The organism is Streptomyces odonnellii (assembly GCF_000981895.1).
GTDB lineage: Bacteria > Actinomycetota > Actinomycetes > Streptomycetales > Streptomycetaceae > Streptomyces > Streptomyces odonnellii.
The window spans coordinates 16,370-37,522 of record NZ_LATD01000106.1; the positions used below are offsets into that span (position 1 = coordinate 16,370).

At 72.6% G+C, this 21,153-nt stretch carries 19 protein-coding genes; 15 read left to right on the forward strand and 4 right to left on the reverse strand.

Going from position 1 to position 21,153, the window contains the following annotated elements; all coding sequences use genetic code 11:
* The first annotated feature begins 158 nt into the window (after positions 1-158).
* Positions 159-353: a hypothetical protein gene (locus tag WH07_RS11945; RefSeq protein ID WP_046499187.1), complete on the forward strand. Its 195-nt coding sequence runs from the start codon at positions 159-161 to the stop codon at positions 351-353.
* Positions 354-410: 57 nt separating this feature from the next.
* Here the strand turns inward: WH07_RS11945 and WH07_RS11950 are convergent, their stop codons facing one another.
* Complete coding sequence (locus WH07_RS11950; protein WP_046499229.1) at positions 411-1,283, reverse strand: LLM class F420-dependent oxidoreductase; 873 nt, start codon at positions 1,281-1,283, stop codon at positions 411-413.
* 407 nt (positions 1,284-1,690) lie between these two features.
* Here WH07_RS11950 and WH07_RS11955 point away from each other — a divergent pair, with 407 nt between their 5' ends.
* The 14 genes from WH07_RS11955 to queC all read left to right on the forward strand — a co-directional run bounded on the left by WH07_RS11955 (position 1,691) and on the right by queC (position 19,727).
* Positions 1,691-3,853, forward strand: a complete 2,163-nt coding sequence (locus WH07_RS11955; RefSeq protein WP_046499191.1) for a glycoside hydrolase family 27 protein — start codon at positions 1,691-1,693, stop codon at positions 3,851-3,853.
* 189 nt (positions 3,854-4,042) lie between these two features.
* Positions 4,043-5,332: an ABC transporter substrate-binding protein gene (locus WH07_RS11960; RefSeq protein ID WP_046499193.1), complete on the forward strand. Its 1,290-nt coding sequence runs from the start codon at positions 4,043-4,045 to the stop codon at positions 5,330-5,332.
* A 1-nt stretch (position 5,333) separates the two neighbouring features.
* The gene (locus tag WH07_RS11965) at positions 5,334-6,272 is read left to right on the forward strand and encodes a carbohydrate ABC transporter permease (RefSeq protein ID WP_046499195.1); all 939 of its coding nucleotides are present in this window, start codon (positions 5,334-5,336) and stop codon (positions 6,270-6,272) included.
* Positions 6,269-7,138: a carbohydrate ABC transporter permease gene (locus WH07_RS11970; protein ID WP_046499197.1), complete on the forward strand. Its 870-nt coding sequence runs from the start codon at positions 6,269-6,271 to the stop codon at positions 7,136-7,138. The genes WH07_RS11965 and WH07_RS11970 overlap by 4 nt, the downstream gene beginning before the upstream one ends.
* The gene (locus WH07_RS11975) at positions 7,135-9,255 is read left to right on the forward strand and encodes an alpha-galactosidase (RefSeq protein WP_046499201.1); all 2,121 of its coding nucleotides are present in this window, start codon (positions 7,135-7,137) and stop codon (positions 9,253-9,255) included. The genes WH07_RS11970 and WH07_RS11975 overlap by 4 nt, the downstream gene beginning before the upstream one ends.
* Positions 9,256-9,337: 82 nt before the next feature.
* Positions 9,338-10,096, forward strand: coding sequence for an SDR family NAD(P)-dependent oxidoreductase (locus WH07_RS11980; protein WP_046499204.1), 759 nt, complete (start codon positions 9,338-9,340; stop codon positions 10,094-10,096).
* A 43-nt stretch (positions 10,097-10,139) separates the two neighbouring features.
* Entirely contained in the window at positions 10,140-10,928 is a 789-nt protein-coding gene (locus WH07_RS11985) for a FadR/GntR family transcriptional regulator (protein ID WP_079023158.1), read from the forward strand.
* Positions 10,925-12,070 (forward strand): galactonate dehydratase, encoded by a 1,146-nt coding sequence (gene dgoD, locus WH07_RS11990; RefSeq protein WP_046499208.1) that lies wholly within the window; start codon positions 10,925-10,927, stop codon positions 12,068-12,070. Before WH07_RS11985 ends, dgoD begins: the two co-directional genes overlap by 4 nt.
* Positions 12,064-12,912, forward strand: a complete 849-nt coding sequence (locus WH07_RS11995) for a hypothetical protein (RefSeq protein ID WP_046499210.1) — start codon at positions 12,064-12,066, stop codon at positions 12,910-12,912. Before dgoD ends, WH07_RS11995 begins: the two co-directional genes overlap by 7 nt.
* 49 nt (positions 12,913-12,961) lie before the next feature.
* Positions 12,962-13,615, forward strand: a complete 654-nt coding sequence (locus WH07_RS12000) for a bifunctional 4-hydroxy-2-oxoglutarate aldolase/2-dehydro-3-deoxy-phosphogluconate aldolase (protein WP_046499213.1) — start codon at positions 12,962-12,964, stop codon at positions 13,613-13,615.
* Positions 13,612-14,493 (forward strand): SMP-30/gluconolactonase/LRE family protein, encoded by an 882-nt coding sequence (locus tag WH07_RS12005; protein ID WP_106409554.1) that lies wholly within the window; start codon positions 13,612-13,614, stop codon positions 14,491-14,493. The genes WH07_RS12000 and WH07_RS12005 overlap by 4 nt, the downstream gene beginning before the upstream one ends.
* Entirely contained in the window at positions 14,490-15,500 is a 1,011-nt protein-coding gene (locus WH07_RS12010; RefSeq protein ID WP_046499214.1) for a sugar kinase, read from the forward strand. Before WH07_RS12005 ends, WH07_RS12010 begins: the two co-directional genes overlap by 4 nt.
* A 406-nt stretch (positions 15,501-15,906) precedes the next feature.
* Positions 15,907-19,011 (forward strand): helix-turn-helix transcriptional regulator, encoded by a 3,105-nt coding sequence (locus WH07_RS12015; protein WP_198533787.1) that lies wholly within the window; start codon positions 15,907-15,909, stop codon positions 19,009-19,011.
* A complete protein-coding gene (queC, locus tag WH07_RS12020) occupies positions 19,011-19,727 on the forward strand; it encodes a 7-cyano-7-deazaguanine synthase QueC (RefSeq protein WP_046499218.1) in 717 nt (238 codons plus the stop codon). The genes WH07_RS12015 and queC overlap by 1 nt, the downstream gene beginning before the upstream one ends.
* Before the next feature lie 84 nt (positions 19,728-19,811).
* Here the strand turns inward: queC and WH07_RS12025 are convergent, their stop codons facing one another.
* The 3 genes from WH07_RS12025 to WH07_RS41750 are packed head-to-tail and all read right to left on the reverse strand — an operon-like array spanning position 19,812 to position 21,102.
* Positions 19,812-20,399 carry a nitrile hydratase subunit alpha gene (locus tag WH07_RS12025; RefSeq protein ID WP_046499221.1) on the reverse strand — a complete coding sequence of 196 codons (588 nt, stop codon included), beginning with the start codon at positions 20,397-20,399 and terminating at the stop codon, positions 19,812-19,814.
* Positions 20,396-20,731 carry an SH3-like domain-containing protein gene (locus WH07_RS41745; RefSeq protein WP_046499223.1) on the reverse strand — a complete coding sequence of 112 codons (336 nt, stop codon included), beginning with the start codon at positions 20,729-20,731 and terminating at the stop codon, positions 20,396-20,398. Before WH07_RS41745 ends, WH07_RS12025 begins: the two co-directional genes overlap by 4 nt.
* Positions 20,728-21,102: an SH3-like domain-containing protein gene (locus tag WH07_RS41750; RefSeq protein WP_052744340.1), complete on the reverse strand. Its 375-nt coding sequence runs from the start codon at positions 21,100-21,102 to the stop codon at positions 20,728-20,730. The genes WH07_RS41745 and WH07_RS41750 overlap by 4 nt, the downstream gene beginning before the upstream one ends.
* Positions 21,103-21,153: the final 51 nt, after the last annotated feature.

The window sequence follows — 21,153 nt, forward strand, 5'->3', positions numbered from 1 at the left end:
TTGCTTCGTGGGGCAAACCCTGCCGGTCGCGGCACTGGTCGCGACCCCCGGCCTCAATCACTCGTACGGCGGACACGCCACTCGGGGGAACGGGCCCCCTCCTCCGCCACACTGGCGGCCGAATGCCGCTATTCCGGTGCGGCGGAGGAGGTTTGTCGATGGCCATCTCGATCTCAGCGGTGCTGCTTCTGCTGATTCTCGCGGCGATCTTCATGCGGATGGGCGGACTGAAGTTCTCACACGCGGCGGTCTGTGTCCTGCTCGGGTTCTTTCTCGCGGGTACGAGCATGGCGCCGACGATCGCGAACGGGATCAGCGCCACGGCCGGGGTGGTCAGCAACCTCAGACCATGACCACCCGTGGCGTCCGTTCGCGGACGCCACGGGTAGGGGCGCGGAGGGCGGCGGCGGTCAGGCCACGATCCCGGCGAGGCGGCGCCACCCGTCGCGGGGGAGCGGCCCCGGAGCGCCGGCGGTGCTGCCGGGGGTGACGACCTGGAGCGCCACATGGTCCGCGCCGGCCGCGTGGAAGGCGTCGATACGGGACCTGATCCGGGCGTCGTCGCCCCAGGCGTACACCGCGTCGATGAGCCGGTCGCTGCCGCCGTTCGCGAAGTCGTCCTCGGTGAAGCCCAGCCGCAGGAAGCTGTTCGTGTAGTTCGGCAGGGTGAGATACATACCGAGGTAACCGCGGGCCGTGGCGCGGGCGGTCTGCGGGTCGGAGTCCAGGACGACCTTCAGCTCGGGCGCCAGCAGCGGTCCCGCGCCCAGGATCTCCCGGGCCTGCGCGGTGTGCTCGGGGGTGACGAGATACGGGTGGGCGCCGCCCGCGCGGTCACGGGAGAGTTCGAGCATCTTCGGGCCGAGCGCGGCCAGTACGACCCGCCCGGCGGGGACCTTGGCCGCGTCCAGGGCGTCGAGATAGCCCGCCACGGCCGAGTACGGGCGCTGGTACTGCGCGGCGAACTTGGCGTGGCTGGCGCCGATACCGAGGACGAAACGGCCCGGATGCCGGGACTCCAGCTCCAGGAACCGGGCGGCGGTGTCCGCGGCCTCGTGCTGCCAGATGCTGAGGATGCCGGTGGCGACGGCGAACCGGGAGGTGGCCTCGATGAGCGGCACGGCCTGCTCGACACCGCTGCCGCCCAGCCAGGCGGCCCCGAAGCCGAGTTCCTCCAGCTCGGCGGCGGCTTCGCGGATCTCGGCGTCCGGCGTGGCGCCCCCGGGGCGGAGCGCCGCGCTCCAGATCCCGTAGCGGCCCATGGACTCCTGCAGAGTAACCATCGTCTTGTTCTCCCAGAGGTGATCGAAATCCAGCGACGACCGTGCCAACTCGGGCCGGGCGCCCGACTATTCCGGGATCAGGCGGCGGGGGTGCCGGTCGTGGACAGGAGTCGCGGACCGGAGAAGCTCCCCCGGGGCGGCCCCCAAGTTGATCAGCGCGTCGAGTGTGGCACGCGGGTCGCTGCGCTCCTGGAAGATCTCGGCGGTGTCAAGGCACGTGTTGACCCCAGCCCAGGGCCCGGGCCCGGTGTGCCGCCGTGAGCGCTGCCCCGACCCGAATTTAAGTTAATTAGTAATAATCGTTGACAGGGCTCGAACGCGTCGCCACAGTCTTCGTCGTGGCGCGGCCCCCCTGATTCGCGGGGCGCCGTTCGCCAGGTATCCCCAACTCTCGGGAGAGGCAAGTGATGTCGCATCGTGCAGGGACGGCGCGGGCCCGTCGTGCCGTGGCCGTTCTCGGCGCCGCCGTGCTCTTGGCGGTGGCCGTGCCCACCGCCGGGGCAGTCGGGGCCGCTCGGGCCACTGCCCGGCCGCAGGCGCGGGACGGGGGCGCGCCGCCTTACTACGACAGCGGGCTCGCGCCCACCCCGTACATGGGCTGGAACACCTACTACGGTCTCGGTGCCCCGACGGAGGCCGAGGTCAAGGGAGTCGCCGACCATCTCGTCAGCAGCGGTCTCAGGGACAGCGGTTACGACATCGTCTGGCTCGACGGCGGCTGGCAGGCGGACACTCCGCGTGACAGTGCCGGACGTCTTACCGCGCACCCCGGCCGTTTTCCCTCCGGCATCCCCGCCCTCGTGTCGTATCTGCACCAGCGCGGACTGAAGGCGGGTATCTACACCGACGCCGGTACCTACGACGGCGGCAGGACCTGCGGGCTCGGCAGTCGCGGTCACTACACCGAGGACGCGCGGCAGTTCGCGGAGTGGAAGATCGACGCGATCAAGGTCGACTTCCTCTGCGGGATCACCGAGAAGGCCGATCCCGGACCCGCCTTCAAGGAGTTCAGCGATGCCGTCGCCGTGTCCGGCCGGCGCATGCTGCTCAATCTCTGCAATCCGCTCACCGACGACTGGGGTCTGCCGCACACCCCGGCGCAGGACGCGCACAACGCCTTTGTGTACGGTCCGACGACCGCCGATTCCTGGCGCACCGGCACCGACATCGCCTGGGGCACCCCGACGGCCGGCCAGTGGCCCAATGTCCTGCGCAACATGGACGCCAACGCCTGGCATCCCGAGGCGCAGGGCCCCGGCCGCTACAACGACCCGGACTATCTGATCCCGATGCGCGAGCTGGCGGACGGCTCGTACGAACTGACCGAGGAGGAGTCCACCACCCAGCTCGTGATGTGGGCGGAGATGGCCTCCCCGCTGGTCATCGGCTCCGACCCGCGCACCCTGCCGCAGTCGATGATCGACACCCTCAGGAACCCGGAGATCCTGGCCGTCGACCAGGACCCGCTCGCCGTTCAGGGCGTACGGGTCGCCACCGATGCCATCGGTGACGTCTACAGCAAGGTGCTCCAGGGCACCGGCAAGCGCGCGGTCGTGCTCCTCAACCGCTCGGACCGCCCGGCCGAGCGCACGGTGAGGTTCGCCGACGCCGGGCTGGCGGGAGAGGTCGCCGTACGGGACCTGCGGGCCAGGCAGAGCCGTGGGACGCACTCCGGTTCGTACACCGTCGGCGTGCCCGCCCATGGCACGGCGTTCCTCCTGCTCAAGGGCGAGGACGACGCTCCGGGTGTTCCGCTCGGGGTACGGTCCGGGGCCACGCCCGCGCTGGTGCGGGACGGCGACCGGCTGACCGCGTTCACCCGGGGGACGGACGGTTCGCTGCGGCAGCAGACCGGGCGCGACGGCCAGTGGTCCGCGCGGACCACCGGCCTCGGCGGTCCCACGCAGGGCCGTATCGCCGGGCAGCCCGCCGCCTATGGATCCTCGGGCGGCCGGATCGATGTGTTCGTGCGCGGCACGGACGGCGCGGCCTACCGGCGCGGCTTCGCCGACGGCCGGTGGGGCCGCTGGCAGAAGCTCGGGGGACGGCTCGCGGACGCGCCGGGGGTGGCGTACGAGAGCCCCGGCCGGTGGACCCTCTTCGCCCGGGGCGAGGACGGGCTGATCCACACGCGGGGCGCGGAGTCCGGCTGGACCTCGTTCCAGGGCCCGGACGGGGTGGCGCTGTACGGCCGGCCCTCGGCCGTCGTCGACTCCGCCGGCCGTACGCATCTCGCCGTCCGCACCGCCGACGACTCGGTCAGGCTGCGGGTACGGGATGCCGACGGCACCTGGTCGGCCTGGTCGTCGCTGGGCGGGACCGTGAGCGGCAGCCCCACCCTCGCCGTCGCGGGCGACACCGTACGGCTGTTCGCGCGGGCCGGTGACTACACCCTCTGGCAGCGCACCTACGACACGGGGACCGGGACCTGGAACGACTGGTCGCAGCGCCAGGGCTATGCCGGCGCGGTCTTCGACGGCGAACTGGCGGCCGTCGCAGGGCCGGACGGCTCCTCCGTACTGACCCTCTTCCGCGGGGTCGGCGACCAGGTCCACCAGGCGAGCGCCTGACACACCGCCCGGGGGCCGTACGGCCCTGCCGGTCGTCCGGCCCCCGGGATCAGGCCTGGTCAGAACATCGGCAAATAAATTAGTAATTAATCTTGACGGTGGCTCCGTGCCACGTCAGTCTGTATCAGCCGAACGAGAGCCCGGCCGTCAGGGCGCCGGGCCCCGTTCCGTGGGCGCATAGGGAGTCCCATGAACACCACAGCACACAGCCGGCGCGGGTTTCTCGCCGGCGCCGGAGCCATCGGCGCCGCCGCGCTGGTGGGCGGCTGCGTCACCTCGTCGTCATCGGGCGGCTCGTCCTCCTCGGGCGGCGCGGTCACCCTGCAGTCCAACCTCTCCGCGCCGCAGGCCAAGTCCGCGATGCAGCAGGTCGTCGACGCCTTCAACAAGCGGGGCGGTGCGCGGGGCTCGCTCAACACCGTCGCTTCGGAGACCTTCCGCACCCAGCTTCCGACCTACCTCACCTCGGCCAACCCGCCGGACCTCTACACCTGGTACCCCGGCTCGGTCGCGGAGTCGTACGCGAAGAAGGACCTGCTCCTCGATGTCAGCGACATCTGGGAGAAGCCCGAACTGGCCGGATACTCGGACGCGTTGAAGAAGCTGTGCACCGACTCGGCGGGCAAGAAGGTCTTCGTCCCGACCACCTACTACTGGTGGGGCGTCTTCTACCGGAAGTCGAACTTCGCCAAGTGGGGCGTCAAGGAACCCAAGACCTGGGACGAGTTCCTCGGCCTGTGCGACGCGCTCAAGGGCAAGGGCGTGGCGCCCATCGGACTCGGCGCCGGCGGCAACACCCCCTGGGTGGCCTCGTCCTGGTTCGACTATCTGAACATCCGGATCAACGGCGCCGCCTACCACCGTGATCTGCTCGCCGGAAAGCACCGCTTCGACGACCCCGAGGTCCGCAAGGTCTTCGACCGGTGGGGCGAGGCACTGCCGTACTTCGACCCCAACGGGACCGCGCTGCCCTTCCAGGACGCGACCACCGCGCTCCTCCAGGGCCGCACGGGCATGATGCTGATCGGCACCTTCTTCGCCGACTCCACGCCCAAGGACCAGCTCGACGACATCGACTTCTTCCGGTTCCCGGTGATCGACCCGAAGATCCCGCTCGCCGAAGAGGCCCCCACCGACGGCTACTTCGCCAGCGCCCGTACCGGCCGCAAGGAAGAGACCAAGGAACTCATGCGCTTCCTGGCCACCGCCGAGGCGCAGGAGATCTATCTCAAGGGCTCCTCCGGCACCTCCCTGCCGACCCACCCCGATGCCAAGGACAGCGGAACGCCCCTGGTCATCAAGGGCCGCAAGCTGATCGACGACGCGGCGGACCTCACCCAGTTCTTCAACCGGGACTCCAGCGACGCCCTGTCGCCCACCGCCGACAACGCGCTCACCCGGTATCTGGCCGAGCCCAAGGAGATCGGCTCCATCCTCACCACCTGGCAGCGGGACGCGCAGAAGATCTGGAGCCAGTGACATGGCGGTCGTCACCGCGCCCCGCGAGCAGACCCGGAAGCGGGCCGCCGGGCGGACCCCGGCCCGCGGACGGGCGACCAGGGTCCCGCCCCTGGTGCTCGCGTTCGTCCTCGTACCGCTGCTCATCGAGGCGTTCTGGGTGTTCTGGCCCGCCATCCAGGGCTTCTACCTCGCCTTCACCCAGTGGGACGGGGTCAGCGCCCCGAAGTTCATCGGCCTGGCCAACTTCCGCGAGATGCTCGGGGACGAGATCTTCCGTACCGCCGCGCTCGACACGGTCGTCTGGCTGGTGCTCTTCGGCGGGCTCTCCGTGGTCCTCGGCCTCGGCGCGGCGCTCCTGCTCCAGCAGGAGCGCCGGGGGGTCGGGTTCTACCGGGCCGCGCTGTTTCTGCCGGTGGTGTTCTCGCTGGTCGCCACGGCCCTGGTGTGGCAGGCGATGTACCAGCCGGACGGGCTGATCAACAAGACCCTCGAAGGGGTCGGGCTCGGCGGGCTCACCCACTCCTGGCTCGCCGACCAGGACACCGCCCTGTACGCCGTGATCGTGCCCGCGCTGTGGCGGCAGATCGGCTATGTGATGGTGCTCTACCTCGCCGGGCTCAAGGGCATTGATCCGGTGCTGTACGAAGCGGCCAAGGTCGACGGCGCCACCCGCCGTCAGCAGTTCCGCCACATCACACTGCCACAGCTCAGCAGTGTCAACGCGGTCGTGCTGTCCGTCGTCGTGATCGACTCGCTGCGTTCGTTCGACGTGGTGTGGTCGCTCACCCGCGGCGGCCCGTACCACTCCTCCGAACTGCTCAGCACGTACATGTACTCCACCGCCTTCCAGTCGCTGCGGCTGGGATACGGTTCCGCTCTCGCCGTGGTGATCTTCGTCCTGGCCTTCGGGGTCATCGTGTCCTATCTCCTGCGCGCCTTCCGGGAGGCCGACTCATGACCGCCACCCCCGCCCAGGCACCGCCCGCCGGCCGGCGCGACCGCCGCCGGATATGGGGGACCGCGGGGTTCCACCTCGGTGCCGGACTGCTCTCCGCGCTGTGGCTGCTGCCCATCGCGCTCGTCCTGGTCACCAGCACCCGCTCGTTCGACGACGTCGCCGCCCACGGCGTGGGCAGCCTGCCGCACTCCTTCACCCTGGATGGCTTCCGCCAGGCCTGGGTCTACGGCGGCCAGCAGCGCGCGCTCATCAACAGCCTGCTCGTCACCGTGCCGACCGTGCTGCTGTCGCTGCTGCTCGCCTCCATGGCGGCTTTCGCGCTCAGCCGGTACGCCCTGCCGCTGCGCCGCACGCTCCTGCTGCTGATGCTCGGCGGGAACCTGCTGCCCGCGCAGATCCTGCTCGTACCCGTCTCCAGGCTCAGCGAGATGCTCGGCGTGTACGACACGCTGTACGCGCTGATCGGGGTGCAGGTCGGCTTCGGCGTCGGGTTCTACGTGTTCGTCCTGTACGGCTTCATGCGGTCCATACCGCCCGAGATCCAGCAGGCCGCGGTCATCGACGGCGCCGGCCCCTGGCAGATCTACAGCCGCGTCATCATGCCGCTCGCCCGCCCCGCCATGGCCGCGCTCAGCGCCCTGTCGTTCACCTGGATCTTCAACGACCTGCTCTGGGCCATCACCGTGCTGCGCACCGACAGCCGGATGCCCATCACCGCCTCCCTCATCGGACTCCAGGGCCAGTACGTCTCCATGTGGAACGTCATCGCCGCGGGCTCCGTGATCGCGGCCCTCCCGACCGTCCTCGTCTTCCTCAAGTTCCAGCGCCACTTCGTGGCCGGCCTCAACCTGGGAGCAGTGAAGTGACCCCACCGCGACGGTGGCTGCTGCGCACCGAGAACACCGTCTACGCCGTGCGCCTCACCGACGACGGACGGTGGGCCGAACTCGCCGCCTGGGGACCGCACGGCGCCGAGACCGGACCCTCGCCCTTCGAGCGGCCGAACCGTACGCACTTCATCACCCGCGCCGACGCGGCACCCGCCGAGTACATCCCGTACGGACTGCGGCCCTTCACCGGCGCCGACCTGACCGTGCAGCGGCCCGGGGAGGACCGCGGCACCTGGTGGCGGCCGGCCGCGGCCACCCGGGACGGGGAGCGGGCGCTGCGGCTGGAGTTCACCGACGAGAAGCAGGGACTGGGCGTGGCCCTGTGCTACGAGACCGTCCCGGGCACCGATGTGATCCTCCGCTGGACCGAACTGACCTGTGTCGGCGACCAGGAGCTGCGCTTCGAGCGCATCGACTCCGCCGCGGTCAATGTCCCGGTCGACGGCGGCGCCCGGCTCACGTATCTCACCGGCCAGTGGTCGCGGGAATTCCAGCACACGCGGCTCGAACTCACCCGTGGCCGCTTCGAGATGGCCTCCTCCCAGGGCGTGCCGGGGCACGCCTACGCGCCCTGGCTCGCCGTCCAGGACGCCGCCGAACCGGACGGGCCCGCCACCCCCACCTACGGCATCGCCCTCGAATGGTCCGGCAACTGGCGCATCAGCGCCGACGCCGAGCCGGGCGGCGCCGTCCGCGTCCGCGCCGGACGGCTGCCCCACGAGAGCGCCGTACGCCTCGCCCCCGGCGCCACCCTCACCACCCCCAGGCTGGCTTGCGCGTTCAGCCCCGAGGGGCTCGACGGACTGGCCCGGGTCTGGCACCGCTACGAACGCGGGCTGACCGGCGAGCGGATGCACCGCCCCCGCAAGGTCCTCTACAACTCCTGGGAGGCCACCGGCTTCGCCGTCGACGCGGCGAGCCAGCTCGAACTCGCCCGCCACGCGGCCGAGATGGGCGCCGAACTGTTCGTCGTGGACGACGGCTGGTTCACCGGACGCCACGACGAGACCGGCGGACTCGGCGACTGGCATCCCGACCCGGCGAACTTCCCCGATGGCTTCGACGACTTCATCGCCCAGGTGCGCGCCACCGGAATGGACTTCGGCCTCTGGGTCGAACCCGAGGCGGTCAGCCCCAGGTCCGCGCTGTACGCCGAACACCCGGACTGGGTCTACCGGATCGAGGGGCGCCCCGCCACCCTCGTACGCGAACAGCTTCTGCTCGACCTCGGGCGCACCGATGTCCAGGACTTCGTCATCGCCACCCTCGACCGGCTCCTCGGCGCCCACGCCATCAGCTACCTCAAGTGGGACATGAACCGTCCGCCGACCGAACGCGGCAGGCCGGGCGGCGGGCCCGTCGAGGAACAGGATCTGGACGCCGCGCATGTCGCGGGCTATCTCCGTGTCCTCGACCACCTCCGTGCCCGCCACCCCCAGGTCACGGTCGAGGGCTGCTCCGGCGGAGGCGGCCGTATCGAGCACGCCACCATCGCCCGTACGGATGTGGTGTGGCCCAGCGACAACACCGCCCCGATGGACCGGCTCGCCATCCAGTACGGGTATCTCCACGCGCACGCACCGCACACCATGAGCAGCTGGGTCACCGACTCGCCGGGCGTCTTCGACGCACGGCCGCGCTCGCTCGCGTTCCGCTTCGTCCTCTCCATTGCGGGCGTCCTCGGCATCGGCGCGGACATCCGCGGCTGGTCGCCCGAGCGGCGCGCCGAGGCGGCCCGGTGGGTGGCCCGCTACAAGGAGATCCGCGACGTGATCCACCACGGCGAGGCCCGGATCCTGAACAGCCCCGCCGACCCCACCTGCGGTATGCAGTACGAGGAGCCGGGCGGCGCCCGGATCGCCGTCACCGCCTGGCACACCGGGCGGCTGGACGGAGCGCCGCTGGTGCCGGGGCGCGCGGACCGGCTGCGGCTGCGCGGACTGGACCCGGCCGTCCACTACACCGACCGGGCCACCGGCATCCGCTACAGCGGCGCCCATCTCGTCCACTACGGACTGCCGTTCGCCTGGACCGCGCAGTACGACGCCGAACTGGTCGTCCTGGAGCGGGAGTCCGTACCGGAGCGGGAGTGACGGCGGCCGGACCCCCTTCCGCGCAGCCGGTATCCGCCTGCCCCGCCACCCGCATCCCCCCACAGAGGAGTCGACCCGCCCCATGAACGGAACCACCCGCTTCGACGGCCAGGTGGCCGTGGTCACCGGAGCCGCCTCGGGCATCGGCGCGGCCACCGCGGAACGCCTCGCCGCGGAGGGCGCCGCCGTGGTCCTCGCCGATCTCGCGGCCGAGCGCGGCGAGGCCGTCGCGGCGGCCGTACGGGACCGGGGTGGCCGCGCCCTGTTCGTCCGCGCGGATGTGGCGGACGAGGGGGACTGGGAGCGGATCGTCACCGCCGCCCACGCTTTCGGGCCGGTCAGTGTCCTCGTCAGCAACGCGTATACGGTGGACGTCACCCCCGCGCACGAGATGACCCTCGCCTCCTGGGAGCGCCAGATCGCAGTCAACCTCACCGGCGGGTTCCTCGGCTTCCGCGCCGTTCTGCCCGACCTGCGCGCCCACCACGGCGCCGTCGTGCTGACCTCCTCCGTACACGCCCACAAGGGCATCCCCGGACACCCGGCCTACGCGGCGTCCAAAGGCGCCCTGCTGTCGCTGTGCGGACAGCTCGCGGTCGAGTACGGGCCGGAGGTGCGCGTCAACGCCGTTCTGCCCGGACCCATCCTCACCGCGGCCTGGGACCGGGTCTCCGAGGAGGACCGGCAGAAGAGCGTGGCGGAGACGGCGGCCCGGCGGTTCGGCACCCCGGAGGAAGTCGCCGCGGCCATCGCCTTCCTCGCCGCCGGGGAAGCGTCCTACATCACCGGGTCGAGCCTGCTCGTGGACGGCGGCTGGTCCGTCGTCAAAGCCTCGGCCTGACCTCGCCGTACCCGAAACCCCCAGCAGAAAGGCACACAACGACATGACGCCATACGCGCGCCGCGGAGTGCACGGCCAGACCGTGGAGACTCTCGCGCGCCGGGTGCTCAGCGGCGAGATCCCCGAGGGGGCGACACTGGATCTGGTGTCGTTGCAGCGTGAGTTGGACGTCAGCCTGACCGCCCTCAGGGAGTCGCTGAAGGTCCTCGCGGCCAAGGGGATGGTCGACGCGCGCCAGAAGCGCGGCACCTTCGTACGGGCGCGCTCCGACTGGAACCTGCTCGACGCGGACGTGCTGCGCTGGCAGTTCGCGGGCGGCACGGGCCCCGGCAACGGTACGGATCTGACGCTGCTGCGCGATCTCGGCGAGGTCCGCAGCATCATCGAACCGGCCGCCGTCCGGCTGGCCGCAGAGCGGCGTACCGACGCCGACCTCGACGCGCTCGAAGCGGCCCTGAGCGCGATGGGGGAGACCGGGGGAGGCGCCGCGCACGCGGTGCAGGCGGACCTCGGCTTCCACCGCGCGCTCCTCGCGGCGACCCACAACGAGCTGCTGGAACGTATGGAGATGGTCATCGAGTCCGGTCTCGCGCACCGCGACGAGATCGTGCACAGCACCCTGCACGGCGAGAATCCGGTGCCCAGCCACCGTGCCGTGCTCGACGCCGTACGCGACCGGGACCCGGCCGGCGCGGAACGCGCGATGCGGGCGCTGCTCGACCAGGCGGTACGTGACCTGGACCGTGTGCACGGCGGTACGGGCGCGGGCGGCCCCGGCGGTGGTACGGGCACCGGTGGCGCCACCGGCACCGAAGAGGGCCCTGCCCGGTGAAGATCACACGCGTCGAGACCTTCCTCGTTCCGCCCCGCTGGCTGTTCTGCCGTATCGAGACGGACGACGGCGTGGTCGGCTGGGGCGAACCCGTCGTCGAGGGCCGCGCCGAGGTGGTGCGCGCCGCCGTCGACGTCCTCGCCGAGTATCTGGTCGGCCGGGACCCGCTGCGGATCCAGGACCACTGGCAGGTGCTGAGCAAGGGCGGCTTCTACCGCGGCGGCCCGGTGCTCTCCAGCGCCGTCGCCGGCATCGACCAGGCGCTCTGGGACATCGCGGGAAAGACCTACGGCGCCCCGGTGCACGCCCTGCTCGGCGGACCGGTCCGCGACCGGGTAAGGGTGTACGCCTGGGTGGGCGGCGACGAACCCGTACGGCTCACCGACGAGATCACCGCCCAGGTCGAAGCGGGCTTCACCGCCGTCAAGATGAACGCTGCGGGCCGTACGCCCCCGATCCCCACCGCCGCCGAGACCGCGGCCGTCGTGGCGCGGGTGGCCGCCGCCCGGGAGGCACTCGGCCCGGAGCGGGACGTCGCCGTCGATCTGCACGGGCGGTTCGGCGCTGCGGGCGCGCGACGGGTCCTGCACGCCGTCGAACCGCTGCACCCGCTGTTCGTCGAGGAACCCCTGCTGCCCGAGCAGGGCCATCTGCTGACGGGCCTCGTCGGCGCCACCTCCGTACCCATCGCCACCGGTGAACGGCTGTACGGGCGAGCCGAGTTCCTGCCCGCGCTGGCGGCGGGCATCGCCGTGGCGCAGCCGGACCTCTCGCACGCGGGCGGCATCTCCGAGGTCCACCGGATCGCCGCGCTCGCCGAGACATACGGAGCGCAGCTCGCACCGCACTGCCCGCTCGGCCCGATCGCGCTGGCCGCCAGCCTCCAGATCGCCTTCTGCACACCCAACTTCCTCATCCAGGAGCAGAGCCGGGGCATCCACTACAACAAGGACGCCGATCTGCTCTCGTACGTCGTCGACACCGATCCGTTCCGCTTCGTCGACGGGCAGGCGCTCCGTACCGGGCTGCCAGGGCTCGGTATCACCGTCGACGAGACCGCCGTACGGGCGGCCGACCGCACCGGGCACGCCTGGCGCAACCCGGTGTGGCGGCACCCCGACGGCTCCTTCGCGGAATGGTGAGCGGCAAGCCGTCGGCCTCGCCGGTCCGCGGCACCCCTCACATCACCACCGACCCGGCCCACGGCGGACGCTGGACCTCGCTGCGGGCCGGGGGCCGCGAATGGCTCTGGCATCGGGACGAACCACGGCGGCCCTCGGTGGTGCCCGGCGACGACTTCGCCGACGCGGGCGGTCTCGAAGAGTGTGTGCCGACGGTCCGGGGCGTCCCCGACCACGGGGACGCCTGGTCGCGCGCCTGGCGGCGGGACGGCGACACCGAGTCCGTCGACTGCCCGGACTTCCGTCTCGAACGCCGGATCAGTGCCGGCGAGGGGCGGGCCGTCGTCGGCTACCGGCTGACGGCGGAGCCCGGCTACCGGTTCCTGTGGGCGGCGCACGCGCTGCTCGACCTCTCGGAGGGGGCACGGATCGGGATCCCGGACGGCGCGCCGGTACGGGTCTATCCCGACGGGGGCGACGGCTGGACCCCGGCGGTATGGCCGGCGGTCGGGACCACCGGCGGCCTCGACCGGCTGGGACCGGACGACGGAACGGCCGTGGGCGCCGTCGTCTCCGCCTCGGCGGTGTACGTCCATGACGGCCCCGCCGCCCTCCGCTTCGCCGTCGAGGCCGAGGGACAGCCGGTGTCCATCGCCCTCTGGCGCAATCTCCGCGGCTTCCCCGACGACCGGCCGTACCGCTCCACGGGGGTGGAACCGATGCTGGGCCGCGTCTTCGACCTGGCGTCCGCCGGGGACGGCGACGCGGCGCGCGTCCCGCGCGGCGGCGAGGTGCGCTGGCGGCTCACCGTGGCGGCGGAGGCGCAGGCGCAGACGGGGACGGAATCGGGCGCGAATCAATGACCGGCACGGCAACCGACACAGCAACCGAGCACCGGAAGGACTTCCGCACGTGGATCTGCTGACCGCGCTGCGCGCCCACCGGATCGTCGCCATCGTGCGTGGCGACGACGCGGACGGCGCCCTCAGGACCGTACTGACCCTGGCCGAGGAGGGCATTCCGCTCATCGAGGTCTCCCTCAGCGGCCGCGACGCCCTCGGCGTCATCCGCCGGGCCCGGGCCGGACTGGGCCCCGCCGCGCCCCTCGGCGCGGGCACCGTGCTGACCGCCCAGGACGCGCGGGCGGCACATGACGCGGGCGCCGACTTCATCGTCACCCCGGCCGTCTGCGAGGGGATCACGGCCGCCAAGGAGCTCCGGCTCCCCGTGCTCGCCGGGGTGATGACCCCCACGGACATCGTCGAGGCCCGGCGGCGCGGCGCCGACGCGCTCAAGATCTTCCCGGTGGCGCAGGCGGGCGGACCGGAGTATCTGCGGGCGCTGCGCGGGCCGTTCCCCGGGGAGCCGTTCGTACCGGTCGGGGGAGTGGACGCGGAGGCGGCCCGCGCCCATCTGGCACAGGGCGCGGTCGCCGTGGGCGTGGGGTCACCGCTGATCGGCGACGCCGCCGACGGGGGCGACATCGACGGACTGCGCGCCCGCGCCCGGGTCTTCCTGGACGCGGTCGCCGTCGACGCCGCCGGCAGTGCGGAGGCCGGGCGATGACACGGGCGATGACGGGGGACGCTCCCGTCCCGTACTGGACGGACCGGCTCGAACTCGGCGAGGGCATACGGTCGGTGGACGGCGGTGTCGTCCTCGTCGACATCCTCTCCGGGCGGCTGCTCGCCGGACCGGACGACCGCACCGGGCCCCTTCGGACGCTGGCCCGGCTGCCGGTACCGCTGGGCGCGGTCGCCCCGGTCGAGGGGCGTCCGGGCGAGTGGATAGCCGCGGCCGGTACGGGAATCTGCCGGATCGGTCCGGACGGGAGGACCGACTGGCCGGCGCGCCCGGAGGACGGCGCGGCTCGGGCGATGCGGATGAACGACGCGAGCGCTGACCCGCACGGCAGGTTCTGGGCGGGCAGCATGGCGTACGACGCGAGCGAGGGCGCGGGTTCGCTGTACCGCGTCGACCGCGACGGTACGGTCGTCCGCGCGCTGGACGGCCTCACCGTTCCCAACGGCCCGGCGTTCAACGCCGACGGCACCCTGATGTATCTCGCCGACAGCGCACGCGGCGTCATCCGCCGCTACGGGGTCGCCCCCGCCACCGGCACACTCGGTCCGGCCGACACCTTCGCCGTACTCGACGAAGGCAGCCCGGACGGGATGACGGTCGACGCGGAGGGCGGTCTGTGGACCGCTGTCTGGGGTACCGGCACGGTCCACCACTACAGCCCGGACGGCACCCTGGACCGCCGACTCCGGCTTCCCGCCGTCCAGCCGGCGGGCGTATGCCTGCACGGTGACATGCTCCTGATCACCAGTGCCCGCCATGCCCTGTCCGAGCCGGGCCCACTGGACGGAGCGGTCTTCGGGGTACGGGTGGACGTCCCGGGCCTGCCGGCCGCACCGTACCGACCGGAGACGGCCGTATGAGCACCCCACAGGCACATGCACAGGCACAGGCGGCCGGGTGGCGGCCCGCTCCCGGGCCCGTGACCTGTATCGGCGAGACCATGGCCGCCTTCGTGCCCGAGCCCGTGGCCCCGCTGGACGGAGCCGATCTGCTGCGGGTCCGGATCGCCGGGGCCGAGTCGAACACGGCGGTGTATCTGGCCGATCACGGGGTGCCCGCGCGATGGGTCTCCGCCGTGGGGGACGATCCGTTCGGGCGGCGGATCCTCGCCGAGGTCGCGGCGGCCGGGGTCGATGTCCGCGGGGTACGGACGGATCCCCGGCGGCCCACCGGGCTGCTGGTGAAGGACCCCGCCCCCGAAGGGACCGGGGTGCACTACTACCGCCGCGGCTCGGCCGCTTCCGCCCTGGGCCCGGACCTTCTCGACGACGAGACCGTACGCACCGCGGGTCTCGTCCACCTCAGCGGAATCACCCCGGCCCTCTCGCCGGACTGCCTGGCCCTGGTCACCGAGGCCCTGCGCACCCCGCCCGGCGAACGCCCGTACTCCATCAGCTTCGACGTCAACCACCGGCCCGCGCTCTGGACCGACGGCACGGCCTCGACCGCCGGTTCCGTACTCCACGATCTTGCGAACCGCGCGGACGTCACCTTCGTCGGGCTCGACGAGGCGCGCGCCCTGTGGGGAGAGGAGCTGGACGCGGCCGGCGTAAGGGCGTTGCTGCCCGGCCCCAGGATCCTGGTCGTCAAGGACGGCGCTCATGAGTCGACCGCTTTCGACGGCGCCCAGGTGCACGCCGTACCCGCGCCGAAGGTGGAGGTGGTCGAACCGGTGGGGGCGGGCGACGCCTTCGCCGCCGGATTCCTCGCGGGGCTGCTGCGCGGCGAGGACATGGTCCGCGCCCTCCGCCTCGGCCATCTCACCGCGGGCGCCGCCCTCCGGGTGAGCGGTGACCACGGCCCCCTGCCGGATCCCGCCCGTATCGCCGAGCTTCTCGGCACACCGCCCGGGGAATGGCGGCCCTGAACCTTCTGGCGAGCGGCTGACCAGTGGATTCCCCGATCGCGGGCGGTGTCGCGAACGGTCCTGCGGGCCGTGTGCGAGCAGCCGGGCGGCCGGCCGGCGACCGCCCGGCAAGTGCCGTCCGCACATGAACGGGGAGTCCTGGCCGTTCTCGCGGTACGAGCCGGACCTGAGGCGCGGCGAACCGGGACACGTGTCCCGGGGCGGCCGGGCCGTGGTCCGCCCTGGCCAGGGAGGGTGCCCTCCGGCCATGCGGAGGCCGGATGTGCGGTTGTGTCTGCTTCTGGTGAGTGACTGTGGCGAATTCGTGCTGTTTTCCACGCCATCCTTCACGGGTTATGTCTTCGTAGCGCCCACGGACCGGAGAGATCAGTTCCGGGGCGAGCGGATCTATGAACGGAGAGGTGTCATGGCCACCGGCGAGAAGCACTCACCTCATTTCACTGGCCGACGCAAAGAACTGCGGTTGTTCGGCGACGCCGTGCGCGACAGCACGCGGACCGGCATGACCGTCTACTCATTCACCGGCGAACTGGGCGTGGGGCGCAGCGCGTTGTTGCACGAGTTCCGGGTCTCCGCCCGCGAGCGGGGATGTGCCGTCATCAGGCTGGACTGCGCCCGGCCCTGCCACCGGATCGAGCAGGGCCTCTTCGACGAACTGCTGGCGGTGCTGCCCGCCGGAAGCGTCCCCGGTGCCGCACTGCGGGCGGCGGGCGAGCGGACCGCCGGCACCCAGGGACTCGATCCGGCCGCTCCGGCACCGGTGCCGCCGGCCGTGCTGCGCAACGCCGTACGGGAGGCCGCCGGACACGCCCCGCTGGTCGTGACCGTCGACGACGTGTGCCGGGCCGACGCCGCCGCACTGGACGAGCTGAACCGGATGAGGCAGGCCTGTGCCCGGCTGCCCGTCGTCATGGCCATCTCCATACGGCAGGGCGAACCCGCCACGGCGCCGAGGGAGTTGGCCGCGTTATTACAGGGCACCGAGCAGCTCGTACTGGACGGACTGTCCGAGCGGGACACCGCCGCCGCGGCACGCGCCGTACTGCGGCGCGGCGTACCGCCCGAATTCGCCGCGGCCTGCCACCGCCTCAGCGCCGGAAACCCCTTCATGCTGGGGGAGTTGCTGCGCTGGGCCCGCGAGAAGGGCCCGAGGGCCACCGACACCGCGGCGCTCGGTACGGCCGTACTCCCGGCCGTCGCCGAGGCGGTGACCGGACGGCTGGACCCGATCGACCCCGCTCTCGGGCGGCTCGCCGCGGTGATCGCCCTCGCGGACGACGACACCGCCGACGCCGCCCCACTGGCCGCCCACCTCAGCGGGATGACGCTCGAACAGACTCTGGTCGCGGCAGACCTGCTGGTCAGGATGCGGCTGATCGCGGACGACGGCACCGTCACACTCAGGCATCCGGTGCTGCGCACGGCCCTGGCCGGCGGGATGACCCGTATGGCGCGGAGCGCGGCGCACCTGAGCGCGGCGGGCCATCTGCACCGGCACGGCGCGGCGGCCGGCCGGGTCGCCGGTCATCTCCTCGCGTCCACCGTTCCGCTGGACGACTCCTGGTCCACCGAGGTGCTGCTCCAGGCCGCCCGCGGCGCCGCGGCCGCCGATGACAACGACGGCGCGCTGCGCTTCCTGGAGCGGGCCCTGCGGGTGGCGACCGGCGAGGACCACCACCGGGCCGTCCTGCTGCTCTCGGACGTGCGGCTGCGCGCCGACTGGGCCGACGGGGTCGACGCGACGGTTGCGATGCTGGCCGCGACGGGCGACGAGAGCGTACGGGAACGGCTGCTGCACCGGGTGGGCCGCGCGCTGTACGAGGCCCGCGCCCCGGAGGACACCGAGCGGGTGCTGACCGCGACCGCCGCGGCCGTCGCCGGCACCGGACTGTCCCGGTGGCCGCGGCTGCACCGTACCGTCGCGGGGCTGTTCGCCGGACCCCCGGCCCGTACCGCCCGGCTCCTCGACGAACTCCCGCTGCCCGACGCCCGGTCCGTGTCCGACAGCCCGGGCCCCTCGCCCGGGCTGCGTACGGCGGCGGCCGCGGTCGGGGCGCTCTGCCGCGACTTGGGCGGCGGGGACAGCCGGTCGGCGGTGGAGGAGGCGCGCGCGGTCCTCGCCGAATGCGGCGAGGAGTCGTCGGCGCACCCGCTGACCGTACCGGCGGCGCTGACGGTTCTCGTACAGAACGGGCGGTACGAGGAAGCCGCCGCGGCGGCCGCGCACATGCGCCGCGGTGACCGACGTGATGACGCCCTCTTCCCGCCCGGCTGCCCGCTGCTGCTCCTGGTCGCCGGTCAGATCGCCCTCGGCCAGGGCCGGTTGAACGAGGCGCAGCTCCAACTGGGGGAGTCCGTGGGCGGCTTGTCGTGCGGCGGTGCGGAGGCCGGCGAGCCCCACCGGGCCGAGGCCGTCGGGCTGCTCGCCGACGTACTGACCAGCCTGGGCAGGAACGAACAGGCGTGGGCGCTGCTCCGCAGGCACCATTACGCGGAGGAGCTGGCGCCCGGCTGGTACCACCGGCATGTCCTGCTGGCCAGGGCACGGCTCCGCGCCGCCTGCGGCGATCTGCCCGGCGCCGCGCGTGACCTGACCGAACTGCGCCTGCGCAACGGCGCGTCGGGGGTACGGTCCACGGCGGCCGTGCCCTGGCGGATCCATGCCGTCGTCCTGCTGCGGCAGGCCGGGCTGCTGGACGAGGCGGAGGAAGCGGCGGCCGAGCAGATGCGTGCCGCCGAGGCCGCGGACACCGCGCTGGAGCACGGCCGCGCGCTACGGGCACTGGCCGATGTGGCGGGCGGACTGCGGGGCGAGCGCATGCTGCGCGAGGCGGTCCAGTTGCTGGAGAGCGCGGGCAGCGAGCTCGATCTGGCGCTCGCCCAGGCCGACCTGGGCGCTCTGCTGCTCCGGCTGGGCCGCCAGCAGTACGGGGTGGCCGCGCTCACCGAGGCGGTACGGCTGGCCCGCCGGTGCGGCGCCCGGCCGCTGGCCGAGCAGGTCAGGACCCATCTCGCGGCGGCCGACGAGCGCACGCCCCAGCACGCCTCGCTGCGCGGGATCCTCGCCCTGACCACCCGGGAGCGGCAGATCCTCCTCCAGGCCACGCAGGGCCTGTCCAACCGGCGTATCTCGACCGTCCTGGGCATCACCCGCCGTACGGTCGAGCTGCACCTGTCGAGCGCGTACCGGAAGCTGGGCATCACCGGCCGACGTGACTTCCAGGAGATCTTCCGCCCGCCGGGCGTCTGGTCGCTGCTCGCCGACGGCGCTCCCGGCGGCACCGGTCAGCGCGCCCCGGCCTTCGCGTCCTCGGCCGTACCGGGAGCTGTCCCGGAAGCTGTTCCCGGGGCCGTCTCGGACCGCGCGGACCGGCCTTTCGGCTCGCTGCCCGCCGTCCTTCGGTTCCGCACCGAGATGTGGACGGACCGCTCCCTGGGACACGCTGAGGGCGAGCAGGCGGCCGACCGTGCCGCTCCCCTCGGTGTCCTTCCCCTGACCGGAGGTTCCTGATGGAGCAGAACAGCCGTAGCACCGACCCGTTCACCGCCGTGGTGGTGCTCTCGGGAGGTATGGACTCCACCACTCTCATGGCGCACTACGCCGCGCTGGGCTACGGCCTGATCGCCGTGACGGTCGACTACGGTCAGCGGCACCGCAAGGAGATCGAGTCGGCGCGCGGGATCGCCGCCCACTACGAGGCGCGGCACCATGTGGTGGACCTCAGCGGCTTCGGTTCCGTACTGGCGGGCTCGGCCCTGACGGACGACAGCGTCAGCGTTCCTGACGGGCACTACGCGGAGGAGTCCATGCGGGCCACCGTCGTACCGAACCGCAACGCGGTCCTCGCCAATGTCGCGGTGTCGGTGGGTGTCGCGCACCGCGCCGGGACGGTGGCGCTGGGCATGCACGCGGGCGACCACTTCATCTACCCCGACTGCCGCCCCGCGTTCCTCGACGCGCTCGGCGAGCTGGTGAAGGTCGCCAACGAGGGCTTCCCGACGCCCTCCGTGGAGGCGCCGTTCATCACCTGGTCCAAGTCGGACATCGCCGCACACGGCACGCGGCTGGGGGCCCCGCTGGAGCGGAGCTGGTCCTGCTACAAGGGCGGCGAGCGGCACTGCGGGACCTGCGGCACCTGCTACGAGCGGCGCGAGGCGTTCCGTGAGGCCGGGCTGTCCGACCCGACCGACTACCTCGACGCGGTGACGCGCTTCGCCGCCCCCTGACGGGCCGTGGACACAGCACGGCGGGGTCCGGGGACAGTCGCCCCGGACCCCGCCCGTGGGGGTACGGAAGTGCCCGGACGGGGCCTACACCGGGGCCGTGCCGATCAGCCCCGAGCGGGTGACCAGGCCGCGCAGGGCCTCCTCGTCCAGATGCCCGGTGCCGGCCGGGCGGCGCGGCAGGACCATGTAGCGGGCCTCCGCCGTCGCGTCCCACACCCGTACCGCCACCTCGTCCGGCACCCGGTACCCGAACTCGGCCAGTACGGCGCGCGGTTCGCGGACCACCCGGGCCCGGTAGGCGTCACTGCGGTACCAGCTCGGCGACGGCCCGAGCAGCAGCAGTGGATAGCACGAGCACAGCGTGCACACCACGACATTGTGTGTCCCCGCGGTGTTCTCCACCACGCGCAGATGCTCGTCGGGCGCCAGCAGCCCGCCCAGCCCCGCCTGTTCCAGTGCCTCTCCGGCGTCGTCCAGCAGCAGGGCGCGGAAGCCCGGATCCGTCCAGGCGCGGGCCACCAGCCTCGCGCCGTTGAACGGGGTGGCCCGGTACAGACGCTGCTCCAGTACGGCGTCGAGCTGCTCGTCCGTCACCAGCCCCGCCGCGACGAGCCGGGCCTCCAGCCGCCGCACCCTGGCGGCGACCGGCAGATCGGTGTGTTCTCCGCTCATCGGGGTCGTTCCTCCTGATCGGTGGCGCCGCCGGGCCCGGCCGCGTCCAGATAGCACTCCCACAGATCGCACACCACCTCGTGGTCCGTATCCGAGGGAGTTCCGTCCCACAGACCGCTCGCCGCGAAGGCGACGCTGTAGACGGGCAGCCTCCGTACGGGCGAGCGGCGGCGGGCCACGTCGTCGGGGAGTTCGCAGACGGGCTGCACGGCACGGACCTGACCGGTGTGGCCGCGGACATAGCGGGGCACCCGGGTGTGGTACGGGGGGTCGGCGGCCCGCACCCGGACCGGCTGGCCGATCCGGAAGGCCGGGGAAGGGACGCCGCTCACGCGTCGCCCGTACCGTCAGCGGCGTCGCTCCTACCGTCGGCGTCGGCCGTGTCACCCGCGTCGGCCGTGTCGCTCAGCAGGCCGCGCTCCTCGAACAGCCGCTCCATCCCGCCGACGACCCGTTCGTAGTACGACGACGCGAGGAACGCGCCCGGGTCCGCACGCTCCTCCGCGTCGCGCAGCTCGCTGGCCGAGCAGACTCCGTTCATGCCGAGCACCGCGATCAGCGCCCACACCCGGGCCTGCCAGTCCGCGCCCCACGCGGAGCGCCCGTCGGGGCCGTACGCCGCCACGATCGGCGGGTCGGGCGGGAGTGCGCCGGCGAGCGCGCCGAACCCCTGGGCGCCGCCGACATCGTTGGGCCGGCTCATGGGATCTCCGTAAGTTGTTAGGCGGCCCGGGAGGGCCGGGTGTGGCTTATG